The organism is Microbacterium sp. NPDC008134 (assembly GCF_042957055.1).
GTDB lineage: Bacteria > Actinomycetota > Actinomycetes > Actinomycetales > Microbacteriaceae > Microbacterium.
In genome coordinates this window covers 21,879-44,419 of the sequence record NZ_JBIBHO010000003.1, presented here as the reverse complement: position 1 = coordinate 44,419, position 22,541 = coordinate 21,879, and the positions used below count along the sequence as shown (strand labels likewise).

Annotated in this window: 18 protein-coding genes; 9 read left to right on the top strand and 9 right to left on the bottom strand. The window is 69.6% G+C overall.

From position 1 onward, the window contains the following. Nucleotides 1-140 precede the first annotated feature (140 nt). From ACFY9N_RS13740 to ACFY9N_RS13715, 6 genes are all read left to right on the top strand, one after another. The gene (locus ACFY9N_RS13740; protein WP_391479294.1) at nucleotides 141-1,469 is read left to right on the top strand and encodes a carbohydrate ABC transporter substrate-binding protein; all 1,329 of its coding nucleotides are present in this window, start codon (nucleotides 141-143) and stop codon (nucleotides 1,467-1,469) included. A gap of 66 nt (nucleotides 1,470-1,535) precedes the next feature. Continuing rightward, nucleotides 1,536-2,441: a carbohydrate ABC transporter permease gene (locus ACFY9N_RS13735; protein WP_391479293.1), complete on the top strand. Its 906-nt coding sequence runs from the start codon at nucleotides 1,536-1,538 to the stop codon at nucleotides 2,439-2,441. Continuing rightward, entirely contained in the window at nucleotides 2,441-3,331 is an 891-nt protein-coding gene (locus ACFY9N_RS13730) for a carbohydrate ABC transporter permease (protein ID WP_391479291.1), read from the top strand. Before ACFY9N_RS13735 ends, ACFY9N_RS13730 begins: the two co-directional genes overlap by 1 nt. Beyond that, on the top strand, nucleotides 3,328-3,528 hold the full coding sequence (locus tag ACFY9N_RS13725) for a DUF6903 family protein (protein ID WP_391479290.1): 201 nt from the start codon (nucleotides 3,328-3,330) through the stop codon (nucleotides 3,526-3,528). Before ACFY9N_RS13730 ends, ACFY9N_RS13725 begins: the two co-directional genes overlap by 4 nt. Beyond that, nucleotides 3,525-4,967 carry an alpha-L-fucosidase gene (locus ACFY9N_RS13720; protein WP_391479288.1) on the top strand — a complete coding sequence of 481 codons (1,443 nt, stop codon included), beginning with the start codon at nucleotides 3,525-3,527 and terminating at the stop codon, nucleotides 4,965-4,967. The genes ACFY9N_RS13725 and ACFY9N_RS13720 overlap by 4 nt, the downstream gene beginning before the upstream one ends. Nucleotides 4,968-5,047: 80 nt before the next feature. Further along, nucleotides 5,048-6,073 (top strand): LacI family DNA-binding transcriptional regulator, encoded by a 1,026-nt coding sequence (locus ACFY9N_RS13715; protein ID WP_391479287.1) that lies wholly within the window; start codon nucleotides 5,048-5,050, stop codon nucleotides 6,071-6,073. A 3-nt stretch (nucleotides 6,074-6,076) separates the two neighbouring features. On the opposite strand, the gene ACFY9N_RS13710 is transcribed toward ACFY9N_RS13715, so the two are convergent. Beyond that, complete coding sequence (locus ACFY9N_RS13710) at nucleotides 6,077-7,909, bottom strand: beta-galactosidase (RefSeq protein WP_391479285.1); 1,833 nt, start codon at nucleotides 7,907-7,909, stop codon at nucleotides 6,077-6,079. Nucleotides 7,910-8,055: 146 nt separating this feature from the next. Between ACFY9N_RS13710 and ACFY9N_RS13705 the strand changes: the two genes are divergently transcribed. Continuing rightward, entirely contained in the window at nucleotides 8,056-8,973 is a 918-nt protein-coding gene (locus tag ACFY9N_RS13705) for a peptidyl-prolyl cis-trans isomerase (protein WP_391479284.1), read from the top strand. A gap of 50 nt (nucleotides 8,974-9,023) precedes the next feature. Then, on the top strand, nucleotides 9,024-12,329 hold the full coding sequence (locus ACFY9N_RS13700; RefSeq protein WP_391479283.1) for a discoidin domain-containing protein: 3,306 nt from the start codon (nucleotides 9,024-9,026) through the stop codon (nucleotides 12,327-12,329). Nucleotides 12,330-12,479: 150 nt separating this feature from the next. Here ACFY9N_RS13700 and ACFY9N_RS13695 read toward each other — a convergent pair whose 3' ends face one another. The 8 genes from ACFY9N_RS13695 to ACFY9N_RS13660 form a co-directional block, all read right to left on the bottom strand. Next, entirely contained in the window at nucleotides 12,480-12,605 is a 126-nt protein-coding gene (locus ACFY9N_RS13695; RefSeq protein ID WP_281732843.1) for a hypothetical protein, read from the bottom strand. Between the two features lie 77 nt (nucleotides 12,606-12,682). Beyond that, nucleotides 12,683-14,227 (bottom strand): MFS transporter, encoded by a 1,545-nt coding sequence (locus ACFY9N_RS13690; protein WP_391479281.1) that lies wholly within the window; start codon nucleotides 14,225-14,227, stop codon nucleotides 12,683-12,685. A 171-nt stretch (nucleotides 14,228-14,398) separates the two neighbouring features. Next, on the bottom strand, nucleotides 14,399-14,983 hold the full coding sequence (locus ACFY9N_RS13685) for a TetR/AcrR family transcriptional regulator (protein ID WP_391479280.1): 585 nt from the start codon (nucleotides 14,981-14,983) through the stop codon (nucleotides 14,399-14,401). Nucleotides 14,984-15,035: 52 nt separating this feature from the next. Further along, nucleotides 15,036-15,542: a hypothetical protein gene (locus ACFY9N_RS13680; RefSeq protein ID WP_391479279.1), complete on the bottom strand. Its 507-nt coding sequence runs from the start codon at nucleotides 15,540-15,542 to the stop codon at nucleotides 15,036-15,038. A gap of 54 nt (nucleotides 15,543-15,596) precedes the next feature. After that, nucleotides 15,597-16,361 (bottom strand): hypothetical protein, encoded by a 765-nt coding sequence (locus tag ACFY9N_RS13675; protein ID WP_391479277.1) that lies wholly within the window; start codon nucleotides 16,359-16,361, stop codon nucleotides 15,597-15,599. Between the two features lie 81 nt (nucleotides 16,362-16,442). Further along, on the bottom strand, nucleotides 16,443-17,057 hold the full coding sequence (locus tag ACFY9N_RS13670; protein WP_391479276.1) for an HD domain-containing protein: 615 nt from the start codon (nucleotides 17,055-17,057) through the stop codon (nucleotides 16,443-16,445). Nucleotides 17,058-17,097: 40 nt separating this feature from the next. Next, entirely contained in the window at nucleotides 17,098-17,751 is a 654-nt protein-coding gene (locus tag ACFY9N_RS13665; protein WP_391479275.1) for an alpha/beta fold hydrolase, read from the bottom strand. An 80-nt stretch (nucleotides 17,752-17,831) separates the two neighbouring features. After that, nucleotides 17,832-18,716 (bottom strand): LysR family transcriptional regulator, encoded by an 885-nt coding sequence (locus ACFY9N_RS13660; RefSeq protein WP_391479273.1) that lies wholly within the window; start codon nucleotides 18,714-18,716, stop codon nucleotides 17,832-17,834. 131 nt (nucleotides 18,717-18,847) lie between these two features. Between ACFY9N_RS13660 and ACFY9N_RS13655 the strand changes: the two genes are divergently transcribed. Next, entirely contained in the window at nucleotides 18,848-22,300 is a 3,453-nt protein-coding gene (locus tag ACFY9N_RS13655) for a bifunctional proline dehydrogenase/L-glutamate gamma-semialdehyde dehydrogenase (protein WP_391479272.1), read from the top strand. Nucleotides 22,301-22,541 lie beyond the last annotated feature (241 nt).

Sequence of the window (22,541 nt, the reverse complement as noted above, 5' to 3'; positions counted from 1 at the left end):
ATCGATGCCAAAGTGTGACACACTATCTCCACGGCTCCTCTCTGAGCCGCGGAACGACGAAGTCTCACACCCCGATCACGACAGCACCGGGCTGCACCCTCGCCCGGGCGATGATCATGCAGAAACCCGAGAGGACCCCCGTGAAGAAGAAGACCATCGCAGGCGCGGTCGCCATGATCGCCAGCGTCTCGCTCATCGCCGGCTGCAGCGGCGCCGGAGGGCAGGATGCCGACTCCGGCGACACGCTCAAGGTCGCCGCGTTCGAAGGCGGCTACGGCGCCGAGATGTACGCCGACGTCGTCGCAGCCTTCGAGAAGGCGAACCCCGACATCGACGTCGAGCTCGTCACCAGCAAGACCCTCGCCCAGGAGCTGACGCCGCAGGTCGCCGCGGGCGACTACCCCGATGTCGTCGTGCTCGGGCAGGGCGCGAAGGAGGGCTTCACCGAGGGCTTCATCCGCGACCGCGGCCTCGAAGACCTCTCCGACGTGCTCGACCTCACCGTCCCGGGCGAAGACGTCACCGTCGGCGAGAAGCTCACCGAGGGCATCGTCGGCAACCTCAACACCAACCCCTACGGCGACGACAGCGTCTACCTGCTGCCGATGTTCGCCTCGCCCACGGGTCTCGTCTACGACCAGGGCCTCCTCGACGCGCACGGCTGGGAGGTGCCGACCGACTTCGACGAGTTCTTCGCCCTCGGCGAGGCCGCGAAGGCGGAGGGCATCTCGCTCTTCACGTACCCGACCGCCGGATACCTCGACTCCTACTTCTTCTCGCTGCTCGCGGCCGCGGGTGGGGAGGACTTCTACACCGACGTCATGACCTACCAGGAAGACGTCTGGATGCAGCCGGAGGCACGCGAGGTGCTCGAGCTCACCACCGAGCTGCTCACCGAGTACACCGCGCCCACGACCGTCGGCTACGCCAACGGCCAGGACTTCACCAAGAATCAGCAGACGATCCTCGACGGCACGTCGATCTTCATGCCCAACGGCACCTGGATCGCGAACGAGATGGCGGATGCTCCGCGCAGCGACGGTTTCGCGTGGGGTCTCACGGCGGTACCCGCCCCCGAGGCAGGCGGCGAGCGCTACCTCACCACGTTCGTCGAGTCGGCCTGGATCCCGTCCGAGGCGACCCACAAAGAGGAGGCCAAGACGTTCCTCGCCTACCTCTACTCCGACGAGGCGGCGGAGATCTTCGCCGGAACCGGCGCCATCCAGCCGATCGTCGGACTCGCCGACGGACTCAGCGGAGACTCCGCGCAGTTCTACGCCGGGTACTCCGGCGACGGGGTCAAGGCGCTCGTCGGCAGCTTCGCGGCGACCACGCCGGTGCCGGGTGTCGACCTCAAGGCGACGCTGTTCGATTCGGCCAACAGTGTGATCTCGGGCACCATGAGCCTGGACGAGTGGCAGGCGGCGGTCAACGACGCCAGCAACAAGCTCGGCGCAGCCGCCCAGTGACACGCTGCGGGGCCGCCGACCCGTCGGCGGCCCCGCATTTCCATCCCCACGCCCGAAGGACACCCCGTGGCCAAAACCCGCTCCGCGATGCATCGAGGTCGCGGTCGTTTCATCCTGTTCTGCCTGCTCCCGGCGTTCGTGCTCTATTTCGTCTTCATGGTCGTGCCGACTATCGACGTGTTCCGCATGTCGCTGTTCCAGTGGACCGGCTTCGGCGGCTCGCAGACCTTCATCGGTTTCGACAACTTCACAGCCCTCCTCGGCGACATGCAGTTCGTGCGCTCGTTCCAGAACACGATCCTGTTGCTCGTGATCGTCACCATCGTGACGATGGCCGGGGCGCTCGGTATCGCCGCGATCATGGTGAACCCGCGCATCCGCGCCCGCAACTTCTACCGGTTCGTGCTGTACCTGCCCAGCGTGCTCTCGATCGTGGTCGTGGCCGCGATCTTCTCGGCCGTGTACGACCAGAAGAACGGTCTGATCAACGGATCGCTCAGCGCCGTCGGGCTCGAGAACCTCACCCAGGTCTGGCTCGGTGACGAGAAGATCATCATGTACAGCATCGCCCTCGCCATGCTGTGGCAGTCGCTCGGCTACTACGTGCTGCTCTACATGGGCGGGATGAGCTCGATCCCCGCCGATGTCTACGAGGCCGCGGCCCTCGACGGCGCAGGCGCGCTCCGGCGATTCTTCGACGTGACCCTTCCGCTGGTGTGGAGCACGCTGCGCACCACGCTCACGTTCTTCATCATCTCCTCGGTCAATCTCGCCTTCGTGCTCGTGCGGGCGATGACCGACGGAGGTCCGAACGGCTCCTCCGACGTGCTGCTCAATTATATGTACAAGCAGGCGTACACGAACTCGAGCTACGGATACGGCATGGCTATCGGCGTCGTGATCTTCATCTTCTCGTTCGCGCTGGCGCTCATCATCAATCGGTCAACCAAGCGAGAGGTGCAGCAGTTCTGATGGCCTTCCTCACCCCGACCCGAGGCCGCGCGGCGAGCGATCGCACCTACCGCGTGCTGGTCAACATCCTGCTCGGCGCGATCTCCCTCGCCATCCTCATCCCGGTCGCCTGGGTCTTCATGGCCTCGATCAAGACCAAGCCGGAGTTCTACGAGAGCCCGTGGGCGATCCCGCTCGGCGTGCATTGGGACAACTTCGTGCAGGCGTTCGTCAACGCCCGCATCGGCGAGTACTTCCTCAACTCGGTGCTCGTGACGGCTCTCGCCCTCGCGATCTGCCTGGTCGTGGCCGTGCCCGCCGCTTACGTGCTGGCGCGCTTCGACTTCCGCGGGAAGTCCGTGATCGAGGTGCTGCTGCTCGCCGGACTCTTCATCAACGTCAACTACATCGTCATCCCGATCTTCCTGATGCTGCTCGGCTGGGATCGTGCGCTGAGAGACGTCCTCCGCGGCGGGTTCTTCATCGACAATCTCGCCGTGCTCGCGCTCGTCTACGCGGCCACGTCGCTGCCGTTCACGATCTACCTGCTCACGTCGTTCTTCCGGACGATCCCCGTCGAGTACGAAGAGGCGGCGACGCTCGACGGCAGCTCGCGTCTGCGCACGATGGTGTCGGTGATGCTCCCGCTCGCCTCGCCCGTGATCAACACCGCGCTGCTGTTCAACTTCCTGGCGTACTGGAACGACTTCATCATCTCGCTCACCCTCATGCCGGGCGAGAACAAGACGGTGCAGGTCGGGCTCCTCAACCTGTTCCAGGCGCAGCGCGCGGCGGCCGACTACGGCCAGCTCTACGCGGGCATGGTCATCGTGATGGTGCCCGTCATCGTCTTCTATCTCATCGTCCAGCGCCGACTGCTGCAGTCCGTCGGCGGGGGAGGCATCAAATGACCGCTCGTCCCACCCGCCGCACGATCGACGTGCAGGCGCTCGTCGTCGGCATCGTCCACGCCGTCGTGTTCGTCGCCGCGATCACGACGATCATCGTCGCGCAGCAGACGACTGGTTGGCCCCAGCTGCTGACGATGCTCGGTGCCCTCGCCGTGCTCATCGCGCAGCTCGCGATCTTCAACCGGAGGCACAAGTGACCGCGGCACCGTCGACCACGGCATCCGCCCGTCTCGCCGAAGCCGCGGCCGTCGTGCCCACTGACCGCCAGCTCGCCTGGCAACGACGGGAGTTCTACGGCTTCCTGCACTTCGGCATGAACACCATGACCGACCGCGAATGGGGGCTCGGGCACGAGGACCCGGCCCTGTTCGATCCCGCCGACGTCGATGCCCGCGCCTGGGTGCGCGACCTCGCAGCCGCCGGGATGACCGCGGTGATCCTCACCTGCAAGCACCACGACGGCTTCGCCCTGTGGCCGAGTGCGCACTCCGCGCACACCGTGGCGGCGAGCCCATGGCGGGGTGGCGCGGGTGACCTCGTGCGCGAGGTCGCCGAGGCGTGCGCGGCCGAGGGGCTCGGTTTCGGGGTCTACCTCTCGCCATGGGACCGCACCGAGGCGACCTACGGCACGGGAACGCCGTACGACGACTTCTTCGTCGCGCAGCTCACCGAACTGCTCACCGGCTACGGGCCGATCTTCTCGGTCTGGCTCGACGGCGCCAACGGCGAGGGCGCCGACGGTCGCCGCCAGTACTACGACTGGGACCGCTACTACGAGCTCGTGCGTCGCCTGCAACCGGATGCCGCGATCAGCGTGTGCGGCCCGGACGTGCGGTGGTGCGGCAACGAGGCGGGGCACACCCGTGCCGAGGAGTGGAGCGTCGTGCCGGCCTCCCTCCGTGAAGCGGAGTCGACCGCGTCGCGTTCGCAGCAGGTCGACGACGGCTTGTTCTCGCGCATCGTGCGCAGCGACGAGGAGGATCTCGGTGGTCGCGATGCGCTGCTCGCGTCGACGGAGCCGCTGGTCTGGTACCCCGCCGAGGTGAACACCTCGACGCGGCCCGGATGGTTCCACCACCCTGTCGAGGACGACGCGGTGCGCTCGCCCGACGAACTCTTCGAGATCTATCGGCGCAGTGTCGGTGGCAACGCGACGTTCCTGCTCAATGTGCCGCCGGCGGCCACCGGACGCATCGCCGAGTCCGACCGCGTGATGCTCGCGCGCCTGGGCGATCTCATCCGCTCACTCGATGAGAGCGACATCGCCCCGACGGCTACGGCCGATTACTCGACGGCGCCGTTGTCCGCCGCGCCGGGCGCCGGTGGGGGGTGGTATGTCGCGACCCGCGACGTTCCGGCATCCGTCACTCTGCGTTTCGCAGCGGATGCCGACATCGCCGGGGTCGCGCTGCGGGAGGACATCGCTCTGGGGCAGCGCATCGACGGATTCGCGGTGCGTTTCCGTGCGGCCGACGGCACCGTGCTCGCGGAGCGCCGCGGAGCGTCGGTGGGTGCCCAGCGCATCATCGACGCCGCGGTCGACGGCGTGCGCGCGGTCGAGGTCGAGATCGTCGGATGCCGTGGCCCCGTGGCTATGTCGCAAGTGCGGGTCTTCCGCCGGACGGGGGCCTGGTGACGTCCCCGGCGGCACCGATCACATCCGCTAACATGAGGCAACACGCCACCAGGGGCGCTGTCGATCCCACCGGAACGGATATGCCGAAGACCACCAACGCGGGCCGCGTCCGCCCTCCGACCATGGCGGATGTCGCCGCCTTGGCGGGAGTGTCTCCGCAGACCGTCTCGCGCGTGCTCCGCGACCACCCCAACGTTTCCGAGGTGACCCGCCTGCAGGTCGAGAACGCCGTCGAGAGCACGGGCTATCGGCGCACGGGCCTCGCGCGGGCGCTCGTCACGGGCCGCAGCATGACCATCGGCGTGCTCACTCACGAATCGGATCAATACGCGGCGAGTTCGATCATGCTCGGCATCCACCGGGCGGCGCGTGCACGCGGCTACTTCGTCTCCTCGGCCGGCACGACCTCGGTCTCGGCTGCGGCCATCGCCGGCGGAATCGGACGGTTGCGCGACCAGGGCGTCGACGCCCTCGTGATCGCGGTGCCGATCTGGGATGAGCCGGCCCTCGCGAAGGCCGTGCACGGCATCCCGACGGCCGTCATCGACGCCGATACCTCGGCCGCCGACGTCGTGGTCGACCTCGATCAGGAGGCTGCGGGTCGCCTCGCGACACAGCATCTCATCGACCTCGGGCACGAGACCGTCTGGCACATCGCCGGGCCGGCGAACTGGAAGGACGCCTCGGGGCGCACCCAGGGGTGGGCCGCCGCGCTAGCCGAAGCCGGCAAGACCGCGCCGCCCGTGCTCAACGGCGACTGGACCCCGGCATCCGGCTATCAACTGGGTCTCGTTCTCGGCAGGGTGGCCGACGCGACCGCCGTGTTCGTCTCGTCCGACGAGATGGCGATCGGTGTGATCCATGCGCTGCGCGAGCTGGGGCGCGACGTGCCGGGTGACATCTCGGTCGTCGCCATGGACGACATCCCGGTGGCGCAGTACGTGTCGCCGCCTCTGACGACCGTTCGGCAGCCGTTCGAGCGCATGGGAGAGCTCGCGGTCGAGAGAGTGATCGCCGAGCTCGACGGCGCGGGCGACGAGCAGCGCAACGCGCACATCGCGCCCGAGCTGATCGTGCGCGGCAGCACCGCACCCCCCGCGCGCTGACCCTCAGAACTCCTCGACGTACTCCTCTTCGGGGCCGAGCTCGGCGGTCGCTCGCAGCTCGAGGGCTCCGCCGCGACGGCGCAGCTCGAGCAGCGCGATCTCGTTCGCGCCGGCGCGCAGCAGCGGTGCGGGCACGTACAGCGTCTGCTGCGGTCCGACCTCGGCGTAGCGCCCCAGCAGGAAGCCGTTGACCCAGACGATGCCGGTGCCCCAGCCGGGGAGGGCCAGGTGCGTGTCGCGCACGGCATCCGTGATCTCGAAGGATGCCGTAGCGAAGCCGGGTCGTACCGAATCGGCGGCCCCGGCATCCGTGTGTGCCGAGAGGCGTCGCCGGGCGTCGACGTCGAACGACGTGGGATCGACGGCGGATGCCTCCCAGTGCTGCACGATCCGACGATCCACCAGCACGGGGCCGAGCATTCCCTTGCGCTCGCCGATCGACGACCCGTAATTCACGCGCCCGCGGTTCTCGACCAGAACGACGATGCGCGCACGAGTGCCGTGTCCGCGCACCTCGATCTCGCCGCGCTCCTCGATCTCGCCGACCGGCTCGCCGTCGACGAACACGAATGCGCGGTCGGCGATGCGCTCGAAGACCAGGCGCACATCGCGATCGGGGAGGAGGGCGTCAGCCGTGTAACGGACGAAGCCGTCGTCGGCACCGAGCTCCTCGAAGCTGCTCGTCGCCGCGACCGGGTGCGAGGCGTCGGCCGCGGCATCCAGGATGGCCAGCAGGTCGGCGCCGCGCGCGACATCGATCCGCCGCGGGGGGAGGAACTCGGGCTGGGTGCTGCGTACCGGCTCGGTCGCACCGAGCACCTCGCGCATGGCGAAGAACTTCGGAGTGAGAGTGCCATCCTCGGCGATCGGGGCGTCGGAGTCATAGCTCGTCGTCGTCGCCATCAGGCGCCCGTCGACACGGTTCGCCCCCGACCAGAGGCCGAAGTTGGTGCCGCCGTGGGCCATGTAGATGCTGACGCTCCCGGCGTCGTCGATGATGCCGGCGAGCGTGCCGGCCGCGCTTGCCGTGCCGCGCACGTGGTGCGCCGTGCCCCAGTGATCGAACCAGCCGTTCCAGAACTCAGCGACGAAGAAGGGCTCGTCGGGGCGTCGGCGGCGGATGAGATCGCGTGCGGCTCCGGGCTGCGAGCCGAGTGTCAGCGCGGCGAGGGTGTCGGGCAGCATGCCGGCGTCGAGCATGAGGTCGGTCGGGCCGTCGGCCGTGTAGAGCATCTCGGTGATGCCGTGCGCGCGCAGGAGTCGTGCGACCTCGGACACGTACGTCGGGTCGTCGCCGTAGCTGCCGAACTCGTTCTCGACCTGCACTGCGATCACCGGGCCGCCGACGTTCGCCTGCAGGTCGGTGATCCGGGGGAGCAGGTCGGCGAACCACGCATCGACCGCTTCGAGGAAGCGCGGGTCTGCGGTGCGCAGGGGGATGCCGGATGCCGTGAGCCAGGTCGGGAGTCCGCCGTTGGTCCACTCCGCGCAGATGTAGGGCCCGGGGCGCACGATCGCATCGAGGCCGACCTCGGCGGCGATCGTGAGGAAGGCGACGATGTCGCGCCATCCGGTGAAGTCGGGGGCCTCGCCCGCGCGCGGTTGGTGGAAGTTCCACGGCACGTAGGTGTCGACCGTGTTGAGCCCCAGGTCTCGCAGTCGCTGCAGGCGGTCGCGCCACTGGTCGGGGTGCACGCGGAAGTAGTGCAGCGATCCCGCGAGGATGCGGGTGGGCGTGCTCTCGCGCAGGAGGCGGTTCCCGGCCCAGGTGAGCGTCGGCGCGGGTGACGCCGGAACAGTCGCGTCGGGCGCGGGGGTGACGAGAGCAGAAAGCATGAGATCCATTATGGGGTGTGATTGGCATCGATATCACCCATGGCTTTCCGGGGTTGAAGCCGAACGGGTGATGTTCTGTCGTAACTATTGTCATCCATCACAATTTGTGCCATCCTCCTGAACACGGATCCGACGAGGGAGACAGCGTGGACAGACGGCAGCATCGGCGGCGGCTCGCCGCGTGGGGCTCGGGTGTGCTCGCTCTGGTGGCGGTGGGTGCCGTGGCTATTCCGCTCGCGGTGTCGTCGCCGGCGCGCGCAGAGATCGACGGGATCGTGCTCACCGACGGGGAGCTCGCGATCGGGATCGACCGCGCCGGTCGCGCTGCCGAGCAGGCCGGTGGCGACGACGACGAGGTGCGCGCGGCCGCGATCGACTCCCTCCGAGATGACGTGGCGCTTCTCCAGGTCGCCCGCGAGGCGGGAGTGACCGACCTCGAGCGCCCGGCCGACATTCTCGATGCGCTCGACGAGGTCAACGCCGCACGCGCCGAGGCGCAGCGGGCGGGTGAGGTCGTCTACGGGCCGATCGCCTACAGTGCCCGCACGTTCTACTCCAAGAGTCTCACCGATATCCGCGAGGCGACCGCCCGCGCGCTCCTCTCCTCCGACGACCCCCGCTTCGCCGTCGGCGACGACGAGGTGCGCGCGCGCTTCGATGCCGAATCGTCGGAGTGGGCGTCCGCGGCGACGACTCATACTCTCACCCGGATCCGAACCGACGATCCCGACCCGGGCGCGGCTCAGGCGGTGCTCGATCGCGCGATGACGACCGGCGACACCGCAGGCGTGCAGGTCGAGACGATCACCGTTGCGGATGCCGAACTTGTCGACGGGGCCTGGAACCCCGAGACCGCCGCCGCGATCCGCGCCGCCGACATCGGCGGAACGACCGGCCCCGAACCGTCTCGTTCCGGGTGGGCGATCTACCGCGTGGACGCCCGCGATGTCGACACCGACGCCGCCTACGAGCGCTATCGCGAACGCATCCGCAGCGTCCTGCTCGACGAGAAGCTCACCGCCGCGATCGACGACGCCCGCGCGCGCCAGAACGTTTCCGACTGACGGCCCCCGCCGTCGTGCTCCCCCAGCAACCTCCGAAGAAGGGATCCGCAATGACACGACACAGCCCCCCGAGGCATCGAGGGCGGCGCTTCGGCGCCTTCACTCTCACGAGCATCCTCGCGACGACCGCCCTCGTCGGCATCGCTACTGCCCCCGCCGTCGCCGACGTCGACGACACCGGCTGGGCGGGCGCCACGGCCAACCCCTACGGTGGCACCGACTACTTCCTCGACGCCACGGACGGTGACGACGCGGCATCCGGAACCTCCGCGGCCACCGCCTGGCAGTCGCTCGACAAGGCGAACGCCACCACCTTCCTTCCCGGCGACCGCATCCTGCTCAAGGGCGGGGAGACGTGGAACGACCAGCAGCTCTGGCCCAAGGGGTCCGGCGAGGCGGGCAAGCCCATCGTCATCGACGCCTACGGCGACCCGGAAGACGGCCTGCCCTACATCGCCACCAATGGCAATGTGCCGAGCCCCTTCACCTCGGGCACGACGAAGAACATTCAGACCGTCGGCCTCACCGGCGCCGTGAACCTGCGCAACCAGGAGTACGTGCACATCGCGAACCTCGAGCTCAGCAACGACGACGACTTCGCCACCGACATCACACGCGGCTCCTACGTGCGCGACGGCGTCTCGGTGTCGATCAACGCCGACCTGCTGCCCGCCGGCGCCGACACCATCATGGACGGCATCGTCATCCGCGACCTCCACGTGCACGACATCGACGGCCCGAGCGTCTGGCAGCGCATCCACTACGGCGGCGTGAACTTCCAGGTGTTCGGATCTCAGCAGTACGGGGCCTACGCGACGGGCGGCCACCACTTCCGCGACATCGAGATCGTGAACAACACGTTCGAGCGCGTCGAGCTGCATGCCATCCAGTTCGGCTTCAACTGGTTCGGCGACCAGGTCGGCTACAACGACGAGAGCGGCAAGTTCCACGAGGGGTGGGAGCAGCTCTGGGTGCGCGACCGCGACCTCTACAGCCGCAACGTGCACATCGCCCACAACTACGCCGAGAGCATCGGCCAGGGGCCGTACCAGTTCGCGAACACCAAGAACCTGCTCGCCGAGTACAACGAGGCCAACGGGTGGCTGCAGCGCTACGAGCAGGTTTCGGCTGGGCTCTACCTCTGGGCCGGTGCTGAGTCGGTGATGCGGTTCAACGAGATCTACGACGGCCCGGCGAACCAGTACGACGCGACGCCGTGGGACCTCGAGTTCACCAACTTCGACGTGACGTACGAATACAACTACTCGCACGACAACAAGGGCGGCTGGATGGCCTACATGGGCAACAGCGGCAACTCCGTGGCTCGGTACAACCTCAGCGTCAACGACAACGGCGTGATCTGGAAGAACATGCTGTCGAGCAACTACTCGCCGACGTACGTGCTCAACAACGTGTTCGTCTACGACGGGTCGATCCTCGAGTCGGTGCACGACGAGGTGCTGAAGGACCGTGTCTACTTCGCGAACAACATCTTCTACAACACCTCCACCACCGACACGACCACGTGGGCGGCGAAGCCCGGCGGCCTCGATCGGGCGGTGTTCTCGAACAACGCGTACTACGAGGCGAGCGGCGAGTACTCGACGCAGCAGCCGCAGGACGACCGGGCCGTCATCGGTGATCCGCTGTTCGTCGGCGACCCCGCCGACTACGCGCAGGACGCGGGGGTCGAGAACATCCGCCAGTCGGCGAGCCTCTTTCGGCTCGACGACGCGTCGCCGCTGGTCGATGCTGGGCGCTACAACGAGCGCATCGGCGAGTTCGACTTCTTCGGCGACCCGTCTTACCGCGGTGACGCCCCCGACATCGGTCTGCACGAGACTGCGAACGGTGCCGTGGTGACGAACCCCGTCGACGACGACCCGATCGAGGAGGAGGGCATCGACACCCGCGTCGATCTCGCACTGGGCAAGACTGCGACGGCGAGCTCGACGCATCCGCACCAGAACTTCGTGCTCTCGGCCGACAAGCTCGTCGACGGCGATCCGACCACCCGGTGGGCGGCCGCGGACGACGCGAAGTTCCCGCTGACGATCGACATCGACTTCGGTGCCGAGACCGAGTTCGACGAAGTCGTGCTCGATGAGTTCACCGACTCGGGCACGGGACTGCGGGTGAAGGACTTCACGCTCCAGAACTGGAACGCCGAGACCGAGCAGTGGGAGGCCTTCGTCACCCGTGACGCGGGCATCGGTCGTGATGCCGTGGTCGATGGCTTCGGCACGATCACCTCGTCGAAGCTGCGTCTCTCGATCACGAGCATGCTGCCCGGCGAGATCTACAAGCCGACGCTCACGCGCATCTCGGTCTACCGCAACGCTGACGGCGCCCAGCCGGTCGTCACGCCCGCGATCGGAGTGTTCGACCGCAACCCCGCGCAGGCCGACAACCCGAACAACGTGGTGGAGTTCACCGCGGATGCCGACGGCGCCACGCTCGACGCGATCCGCTACGTCACGACGTCGGGGGCGGTCGTCGGATCGCTTGACACCGACGACTACACGGTCGCGGCCGGCGCCGAGGGCGTCGACGTGTACCGCCTGACGCCGGCCTTCTACGCCGACAAGATGCTCGGGACCTCGGGTCTGATCTTCGAGTTCAGCGCCGGCACCCCCGTGCGCGTCACGGTGGAGATCGTCGACACGAGTGAGATCGAGGCGCTGATCGCCGAGGGTGACGCGCTCGCCGCAGCGGTGTCGGATGCTGCGCTCGACACGGCTCTCGACGATGCGCGTGCGCTCGTCGCGAAGGTGAACCGCACCACGCCCGGCACCGGCAACGCCGAGGTCAGTCAGGTGGAGGTGGAAGAGGTCGCGGGAGTGCTCTCGACCGCGATCGCCGAGGTGGAACCGGGTGAGGGCGAAACCCCCGCGCGGAACATCGCGGTGGAGGGAGGTGCGCTGCAGATCGGCGTACCGGCGACGATCGACATCGCAGGCTTCGTCGCGGGTGAGGAGGTCGAGCTGGTGCTGCACTCCGAGCCCGTCCTCCTCGCCACCCTCACGGTGGGCGCCGACGGCGCGGCCAGCGCGGTCGTCTCGATTCCCGATTCGGTCGACGTGGGAGCGCACACGCTCGTCGCGACCGCACCCTCCGGGGTCGCTTCGCTCGCGGTCACGGTCGCTGCGGCGCCGACTGCGGGCGGTGGCGCGACGGACGGCGACTCCGCCGGCGGAGCGGCTGCGGGCGGCCCCGACGGGCTGGCGTCGACCGGTTCGGATTTCCCCGCGGTTCCCGTCGGCATCGCCGCAGCGCTTCTCCTCGCGCTCGGTGTGCTGATGGTGCGGCGCCGTCGGTCCGTCCTGGCCGGCACGTCGGAGGCGGATGCTTCCTGACCTGAGGGAATGAAAGAGGGGCGGGGTCGTGGGTGCGACCCCGCCCCTGTCGTCTCCGGTCTTCCCGTTTCCCGTCTTCGAATCGCTCACTTTGCAGAAATCGGATGCCGAGAACGGCGAAATGAGCGATTCGAAAGCCGGATCGGACCTTCAGTCCTCGTCGGGCTCTTCCGGGGCGCCGCCCGAGGCCGTGTCGGCCTCCTCGTCGGCGCCCGGAGTTCCCTGGGTGTTCTGGTGGTCGTCGTCGTGCAGGTCGTTGCTCACGGGATCGCTCATGTCGTCCTCCTTCGATGCGTGTGTTCGACGGTACGTCCGATCCGACGCGGACCCGGAGGGGGTTGACGCCCCGGACGTCAGTGGTCGTGCTCGACGCTCAGGTCTTTGGTGGCGGATGCTCCGCGCAGCGTCCACGCGGCCCAGGCGACCGCGAGTCCCATGATCCCGGCGCCGACGGCGCCCGTGATCACGATGCCCTCGGTGAACGCGGCCTGCGCCGTCGACAGCAGCAGCTCGCCGGTGGCGCCGCCGATCTCCCGGGCGACCAGCGTCGCCTCGGCGATCGTGGACTCGGCGCGGCTGAGCAGGTCGGCGGGGACGTTCGCGAGTTCGCGTGCTCCGGCGACGGCATTCGCGTACCAGGCCACCAGCACGCTCCCGAGCACGGCCGTCCCCAGCGTGGTGCCCAGCTCGTAGGCCGTCTCCGAAGTCGCGGCCGCCTGGCCCGCCCGCTCGGGCGGAACCGAGCTCATGATGATGTCATTCGTGAGGGTCATCCCCACGCCGGCGCCGAGTGAGATCAGGCAGAGAGCAGCGGCGACGACAGCGGGATGCGAGTGCGGGGTGAGCGAGAGCAGCACGAGGAATCCGGTCGTCGCGACGCCGAGGCCGATGCTCACGACCACGACGGGGGCGATGCGCTTGACGAGCGCCGCCGCGATGAAGGCCGCGACCGCGGCGATCGCCGCCTGGGGCAGCAGCCAGAGCGCCGACTCGAGCGGGCCGAGGCCGAGCACCAGCTGCATGTACTGGGTGAGGGCGACGAGCGCACCGACCAGTGCGAAGATCGACAGCAGATCGCCGACCACGGCTCCGCGGAAGTGCCGCCGTCGGAAGAGGCGCACGTCGATCAGCGGCGTCGGGAGCGCGAGCTGCCGTCGCACGAAGATCCAGAATCCGACCGCGGCCAGGAGGAGGGCGGCGATCCCGAGCGGAACGTCCTTGCCGCCCGCGACCGACTTGATGCCGTAGACGAGGGCGAGCATCGAGACGAGCGAGACGCCGACGCTGAGTAGGTCTATGCGGCGCAGATCGGGGTTCTTGCTCTCGGGCAGCACGAACGGGCCGAGCACGAGCAGGAGCAGCATGATCGGGATGTTCATGAGGAAGGCGGCCTGCCAGGAGAAGTGCTCGATGATCCAGCCGCCGACGATGGGGCCGGCGGCGGCGCCGACGGATGCCATCGCTCCCCAGACCGCCATCGCGAAACGCCGCTGCTCGCGGTCGAGGAACATGTTGCGGATGAGCGAGAGCGTCGACGGCATGATCGTCGCTCCGGCGATACCGAGCACGGCGCGCGACAGGATGAGCACGAGTGGCGTGGTCGACAGCGCGCCCATGACCGAGGCGATCGTGAAGAACACGGCACCGATGAGGAGCACGCGGCGGCGGCCGAAGCGTTCGCCGATCGAGGTCATCGTCACGAGCAGGCCCGCGAGCATGAGCGAGTAGATGTCGATCATCCACAGCTGCTCGGCTCCGCTCGGCCGCAGATCCGCGGAGATCTGCGGCAGCGCCAGGATCAGCACGGTCGCATCGATCCCGATCAGCAGCAGGGGGAGCACGAGCACTCCCAGGCCGAACCAGCTCCGCGTCGTCGCCCGCGGGGGCGCTGCATTCACCACGATCTTCTCCAGACAGTCCGTATGATCTTCTTTACAGACTATATGGTCGGTTAGCTGGGAAATCGCCCGTGATGGTGGGGCGGCGGGGCGCGCCGAGGGGGAGCATCCGTCGGCGGACGCCGAGGGACGGATGCCGAACGGATGCCGCGCAGGGCTCTGTGCGGAGGCTCAGTCCTGGTCGGCCGAGCACATCCCGAGCAGGATGTCGCGTCCGGCGAGCACGCGCTCGGGTGTCTCCTCGCCGAAGGCGGCCGCGGCGGCGATACCCTCGGCGGCGCGGCGCACGACCATGATGCGATCGGCATCCATCCCGTCGGAGGACAGTTGCGTCGCCCACCACTCCGCGTCGGCAGCGATGACGTCGGCGATGCCGGGAATCTCCAGTACCCCGTTCCACATCGGCGCCGAGGCGAAGAACTGCGCCGTCTCCTCGCTACCGCCGCACAGCGCCCGCACGTACGCGCGCAGCACCTTGCCCGGGTGGTTCTCCGACAGGTCGAGGTGGGTCATCACCGCCGCGCGGAATCGTTCGTTCGCGTCGTCGACGACCGCGATGAGCAACTGGTCGCGGCTGCCGAAATGGTGCAGAAGGCCGCTCTTCGAGACGCCGGCGGATGCCGCGACCTCGGCGATCGACAGGGCCGTGCCTTTGTGCGCCATGGCCTCGGCGGCGGCGGTCAGGATGGCGTGGCGCGTACGTTCGGCGTTGCGCGTCTGGCGAGTGCCCGGGTCGGGATCGGAGGTCGCCATCATGCCTCGTAGTTTACGGCGTGGCGAGTGGCGGGCCGGGAGAGCCGACGGGCGATCAGAGCAGCGCCTCCGACATCAGTTCGCGGATGCTTTGCGCGCGGAGGTTCTTCGATCGCACGACCATCTGGTCTCCGACCACGATCGAGCGCTCGGCGAGTTCGTGGAGCCGCTCGGCGACGATGGTGCGGTCGGCATCACGACTGATCGTGATGCCGAAGGTGGTGACATCGCGGCCGAGGTGGATGCCGGCGAAGACGTCGAGCTCCTTCACGAACGACGAGGTCAGACGCAGCGAGCGGCGGCGGGCGCGGAACGTCTTCGCCGACGACGCGTCGACGACGATCGCGATCGCCCGCACGCCGCTGAGGCGCAGGGCGCGCAGGGCGTCGTCCCACCATGCGTCGTGCGCGCGGCGCGTCGCCTCGGCATCCGCATCAGGATCCACGATCAGCGCGCCGACGAGCAGCCGCGGATTGGCGTCGGCATCGCCGGCGGCCGCGGGTCGAAGGTGGGCGAGGAACTCGTGCGCGTCGCCGAAAGCGGCGATGGCCGGGCGGGTCATCCTGGTCTCCTAACAGACTGTGTGGTCGGTTAGCCTACCGCGTCCGCTCGGGAATCAGGCGATACCCCATCCCCGCACCGCATGAACCCGCGCGGTCTTCGGGTACTCGCCGCCCGGCTCCCCGATCTCGAACAGGTCGATCATCAGGAACATCGGATGCTCGGGGCTCTGCGCCGCGCGGAACACCACGGCGCCATCGCAGCCGACGATCGTCTCGCCGTCGCCCCAGATCGCCGTCCACGTGTGCGGGGTGCGGGCGTCATGTTCGAGGGCGACCTCCCCCATGTCGGTCGTCAGCCGCTCATCGCCGTGCGTCTTGACGCCGGTGCGCGCGGTCCACCCGTCCGCACCTGCACGCGCATCGATCTCGAAGAGGCAGATCTCACCGCGGTCGCGCTCGGACTCGTGTTCGGTGCCGACGAGCCACGCCGCGAGCATGCATCCCGGGTCGTCGCTCGCGCTCACCGTGATGTCGACGCGTCCGCGTCGGGGCGCCCATGACAGGCGGGTCGGGACGGCGGTGCGCACGGTGAGTCCGTCGGGGCGGTGCCGGTGCGTGCCGCGGGTCGATCCGACGGGGCCGCTGAACGATCCGGTCTGCAGGTTCGACACCCGCAGCGGGGCGTCCTCGGGTCGCCAATCGAGCTGGTCGGCGTCGATCCGAAGCGCGAGACCGCCGGGGCCGGTCTCGTATCGTGCCTCCGCGCGCTCCGGCGTGGTCCAGTGCGCGAGGTAGCTCGTCACCCAGAGATCGGGGTCGGGGCCGTCGGCGAAGTCGTCGTCGACGTCGGGCGCGCGGTCGGGCGGGGGAGGGAGCATCTCGGGTACCCCCTCATCCTCCCCGGGGCGACCGACATCGGTCGAGGGCGGGATCGGTCACCATCGCCGCGACGTGGTGTCTCACGACTCGAGGGCACCCCGTTCCAGCGGGTTGTTCCGCAGCTTGTCGACCACGCCGCCCTCGACGAGCCGCAGTGCGGCGGTGTGCGGCTTGCGCCCGGCCTGATCGACGACGCCCGCGCCGAACTCCGCGGCGAGGTCCAGGCGCGGGTAGGCATCGAGCACCTCCTGTACGAACGCCGCCGGCAGGGCGTCGGGCCGAGCTCCCGAGATGTCCAGACCGGTTGCGATCTCGAGCAGATATCCCTCGCTGTCGAACGCGGGATCGACCGACGGCCAGTTGTGCCGGATGATCACGTCGAGCGCACGACCGCTCCGCTCGGCCGTCCAGCCCGCCCCGGCGGTCAGCGCCACGGCGACGTGCCCACCGGCCTCTTCGTACGACAGCGACACGTTGTCGAACGCGGGCACGATGCCGATGTCGTGCAACAGCGCCGAGACGTAGAGCAACTCATGGTCGATGTCGGTGCGCCCCTCGACGGCGGCGAAGGCCTCGGCCCAGAGCCACGAGCGGATGACGTGGTGGAGCAGCGAGGGCGAGTGGTACCGGGTCGCGATGTCGAGGGCGGCGGTGGCAGCCGGCGATGACGGCGGGAGGAAGTCGGCGAGGCGCATGCTCGTATCCTCTCGCCGATCGGGCGCGCAGGGCGAGTGCTCAGCGCAGGCCCGCAGCGAACCGGTCGAGCGCTGCGGCGACCTCGGCCGGATGCGTGAGGGCCGCGTAGTGTCCACCGGGCACCTCGACGGCGTCCGCCCCCAACCGCTCGCGGATGACTCGACGCATGAACGGCGCGGGGAAGAACTTGTCGTCGGTGCACACGATCCCGATCGTGGGGATGTCCGGCAGACGACCCCCGGCCCACGGCTTCGAGAGCCACGCCCCCTGCTGGTCGCGCTCGCGTCGCTTCGCCTCCGCAGCGAGATCGGCCGGCACGCCGTTGTAGAACGAGACCTCGGGGTCGTCGTCGATGCTCTCGCGGTCGTGGCCCGTGTTCGTCCACCACTCCATGAAGGTCTCTCCGGGCTGCGGGATCATCGCCGAGAAGAACACGAGACCGGACGCGTCGAGAGCCTCGGCCGCCAGCGGCGCCGTGAAGCCGCCGAGCGAGTGGCCCACGACGATGACGTGATCGCGGATGCCGACGGCATCCGTCACCGTGCGCACGTAGTCGGAGAGCTCGGCATCCGCTCGCTCGGTCGGCAGGTCGACCGCCACGGCCGCGTGCCCGGCGCCTTCGAGGTGCGGCGCGACCAGGTGCCAGTCCCAGCCCGTCGATCCGCCGCCGTGGATGAGCGCGAAGGTCGCCATGCGGGCCACGGTAGTCCGGTGCGCGGCATCCGCGCCAGGGGATGCCGGAGCCGCCACCCCGCCCGGCCCCGCCGACAGGCTCAGCGCGGATCGTGCGCGGCCAGCGCGTCGGCCAGCGCCTCGCGCACCGCCGTGACCGCCGCATCGTCGCGCGACGAAGACCGGGTGGCGGCGAAGATCTCGCGCACGGGCGATCCCGGCAGCTCGAGCAGCCGAACGGTCGCCCGCCCGCCCGTCCAGACGAGGTCGGGCAGCATCGCGACCGCGTGCCCGGCGGCCACGAGCCGCGCATGGGACACGAGATCCGTCGCCTCGAAGCGCACGTCGGGCTCGAACCCCGAGGCCCGGCACTGCTGCACGGCCCACCGCCGCACCGCCGCGCCCTGCGGCTCGAGCGCCCAGGCGCGGTCGCGCAGGTCGTCCAGCCCGCGGGCACCATCCCCGCGCGGCACGGCGAGACGGATCGGGTCGACGCCCAGCAGCGTGCGGTCGATCCCGTCCGCGATCTCGCGCGTGTGTCCGGGGTACTGCTCGGCGACGACCAGATCGAACGCGCGGGCCTGCAGCTCGAAGAGCGCGATCTCGGGCGGCAGCTCGACCATCTCGAGCCGCAGTCCCGGCATCCGCTCGGCGAGCAGCGTCAGTGCCGTCGGAACGAGCGCCTCCGCGGCCGTGGGCATGACGGCGATGCGCACCTGCGCGGGGGCCTCCTCCGACAGCTCGGCACGCGCCGCCTCGTCGAGCTCGAGCGCGCGGGCCGCATGCGCGGCCAGCAGGCGCCCCCGGGCGGTCAGGCGCACGCGCCGACCGTCCGGCTCGAGCAGTGCGACCCCGGCCTCGCGCTCGAGTTGCGCGAGCTGCTGCGAGATCGTCGAGGGGCTGAACGACAGTGCCGCGGCGACGTCGGCGATCGTGCCGCGCAGGTGCAGTTCGTGCAGCAGGCGCAGGCGGCGCAGCTCGAACACGGAGACCTCCCGAAAGCATCGAAAACCTCGAACAGTACCCATCGTAAACGTTCGCTTTTCATAACGGATGCTGCGCCCCACACTGAGACTCGACGCACGCGCGCCCCCGCACGAGAGCCCCGAGGACCCCGATGACGCAGACTTCCCCCGCCCCGACCGGCAACGCGACCGGCAACGCCGAGATCGCCGCCCTCGCCGACGACGCCGTCGCGCTCGTGCAGCGCTGGCTCGTCGAGAGCCGCGAGGTGCCCGCCGACACCGCCGCCAAGCGCCTCGCCGGCGTGCTGAGCGACCCGAACGGCCTCGACTTCACGGTCGGGTTCGTCGACGGCGTCGTGCGCCCCGAAGATCTGAAGGTCGCAGCATCCAACCTGCGCGACCTCGTGCCGCTCACCCCGGCGTTCCTCCCCGGCGCCCTGCGCGGTCTCATCAAGCTCGGCGGTGCGCTCGCCCCCGCGTTCCCCGGCATCGTCGTGCCGATCAGCCGCAAGGTGCTCCGCGGCATGGTGCGCCACCTCATCGTCGACGCCACCGACGCCAAGCTCGGCAAGGCCATCACGCGCATCAAGTCGACCGACGGTGTGCACCTCAACGTCAACCTGCTCGGCGAGGCGATCCTCGGCGAAGAGGAGGCCGCGCGCCGCCTCGACGGCACCCGCCGCCTGCTCGAGCGCAGTGACGTCGACTACGTCTCGATCAAGGTCTCCTCGACCGTCGCCCCGCACAGCCCGTGGGCCTTCGACGACGCCGTCGCGCACGCCGTCGACGCCCTCGCGCCGCTCTACCGCATCGCGGTGAAGCGCGGGAAGTTCATCAATCTCGACATGGAGGAGTTCAAGGACCTCGACCTCACGATCGCGGTCTTCACGACGCTCCTCGAGCGCGAGGAGTTCCGCTCGCTCGAGGCCGGCATCGTCCTCCAGGCCTACCTGCCCGACGCTCTGGGCGCGATGATCCGCCTGCAGGAGTGGTCCGCCACCCGCACGGCCGACGGCGGCGCACCGATCAAGGTGCGCGTCGTCAAGGGCGCGAACCTGCCCATGGAGCGCGTCGACGCCGAGTCGCACGACTGGCCGCTCGCGACCTGGCACAGCAAGGAGGCATCGGATGCCTCGTACAAGGCCGTGCTCGACTACGCCCTGCACCCCGACCGCATCGGCAACGTGCGCATCGGCATCGCCGGGCACAACCTCTTCGACATCGCCCTCGCCTGGCTGCTCGCGAACCAGCGCGGCGCCACCGACGGGATCGAGTTCGAGATGCTGCTGGGCATGGCATCCGCCCAGGCCACCGTCGTGCGCCGCACGGTCGGCTCGCTCCTCCTCTACACGCCGGTCGTGCACCCGGCCGAGTTCGACGTCGCGATCGCGTACCTGATCCGACGCCTCGAAGAGGGCGCGTCGACCGACAACTTCATGTCGGCCGTGTTCGACCTCGACGAGCAGCCCGCCCTGTTCGCCCGCGAGCGCGACCGCTTCCTCGCGTCGATCGCGTCGATGCCCATCGAGGTCCCCGCGTCGAACCGTGTGCAGGACCGCACGCAGCCCGCCGAGCCCGCCCCGCGCGACGGTTTCGAGAACACCCCTGACACCGACCCGAGCCTCGCCGCGAACCGCGCGTGGGGCGACGGCATCCGCTCGCGCATGGAGTCGTCGACGCTCGGCGACGAGACGGTCCGCACCCACACGCTGTCGGATGCCGCGGCCCTCGACGCGGTGATCGCCGAAGCGACCGCGGCCGGCGAGGCCTGGCGCGCGCTCGGCGCCGCCGGTCGCGCCGAGATCCTGCACCGCGCCGGTGACGTGCTCGAAGCCCGTCGCGCCGACCTGCTCGAGGTCATGGGTTCGGAGGCCGGGAAGGTGCTCGAGCAGGGCGACCCCGAGGTCTCCGAGGCGATCGACTTCGCGCACTACTACGCCGAGAGCGCCAAGCGCGCCGAGCGGATCCCGGGTGCGGAGCACCGCCCGGTCGGCCTGACGGTCGTCACCCCGCCGTGGAACTTCCCGGTCGCGATCCCTGCCGGCTCCACGCTCGCGGCCCTCGCCGCCGGCTCCCCGGTGATCATCAAGCCCGCCCGCCAGGCGCGCCGCTCGGGTGCCGTCATGATCGAGGCGCTGTGGGAGGCGGGCGTCCCCCGCGAGGTGCTGCAGTACGTGCAGCTCGACGGGCGCGAGCTCGGCACGCAGCTCGTCAGCCACCCGGCCGTCGAGCGCGTGATCCTCACCGGTGGCTACGAGACGGCGGAGCTGTTCCGCAGCTTCCGCCCCGACCTGCCCCTGCTCGCCGAGACCAGTGGCAAGAACGCGATCATCGTCACGCCCAGCGCCGACCTCGATCTCGCCGCGAAGGACGTCGCCTACTCGGCGTTCGGCCACGCGGGCCAGAAGTGCTCGGCCGCCTCGCTCGTGATCCTCGTGGGTACGGTCGCCGACAGCGAGCGGTTCCGCCGTCAGCTCGTCGACGCGGTCGGCTCGTACAAGGTCGGCGCGCCCAGCGACGGCTCCAGCCGCATCGGGCCGCTCATCGGACCGGCCGAGGGCAAGCTGCTCCACGCCCTCACGACCCTCGAGCCCGGCGAGAACTGGGTTCTCAAGCCGCAGAAGCTCGACGACGAGGGGCAGTACTGGCGCCCCGGCATCCGTTCGGGTGTCGCCGCCGGCAGCCCGTTCCACCTCACCGAGTACTTCGGTCCGGTGCTCGGCATCATGACGGCGAAGACGCTCGACGAGGCGACCGCGATGGTCAACGCGATCGACTACGGCCTCACCTCGGGCCTGCACTCGCTCGACGAGGACGAGGTCGCCCAGTGGCTCGCCACCGTGCAGGCCGGAAACCTCTACGTCAACCGCGGCACCACGGGTGCGATCGTGCAGCGCCAGCCGTTCGGCGGCTGGAAGAAGGCCGCCGTCGGCGCCGGAACCAAGGCGGGTGGCCCGAGCTACCTGATCGGCCTGTCCGACTGGGTGGATGCTCCCGTCACGGCGGATGCCCCCACCGACGCCCTGTCGAAGGCGGCGCTCGTCGCGGCCGGCGGCGCCTCGGCGGACGATGCCGCCTGGCTCGCGGGTGCGCTCTCGACCGACGTGGCCGCCTGGGCCGCGGAGTTCGGCGCCGTCGTCGACGCGACCGGCCTCGAGACCGAGCAGAACGCCCTGCGCTACGACGCCGTGCCCGTCACTGTGCGCATCGAGCGCGCGACCCCGGTGCACGCGATTCGCGTCCTCGCGGCGGGCCTGCGCACCGGAGCCGCGCTCATGGTGAGCACGGCGGCCGACCTTCCGGCATCCGTCGCCTCCTGGCTGCGCGCCGCCGGCGTCTCGATCGCCGTCGAGAACGACACCGTGTGGACCGCTCGCGCCGCGCGCCTGGCGCAGACCGGTGGACGCATCCGCCTCGTCGGCGGCAGCACGGCCGACACCGCGGCCCGCACCGGCGGCTCCCCGGCCGTCGCCGTGTACGGTCAGCCGGTCGTCACCGCCGGTCGCATCGAGATGCTGACGTTCCTGCGCGAGCAGGCCGTGTCGGTCTCGGCGCACCGCTTCGGCACCCCGCGCCGCTACGAGATCCCCACGCTCACGGCCTGACCCGCGCGCGTTCGCAGGCCCGTCCCGTCACGTACGGGGCGGGCCTTCGGCGTTCCGCCCCGGTCCGGCCCCGCCCGGCCCCGGGCCGGCGAGCCGGGTGTAGGCTCGCCGGGTGATGTTCTCGAGGAGCGCCCGGGTGGCGCAGGCAGGAGCCGCAGGCGCGCACAGCGCCGCTGGCAGAGGCTGACGACCAGCCGGAGGCGGATGCCGTCTCCGGTGCTTCATCGTTCCCTCACACTCC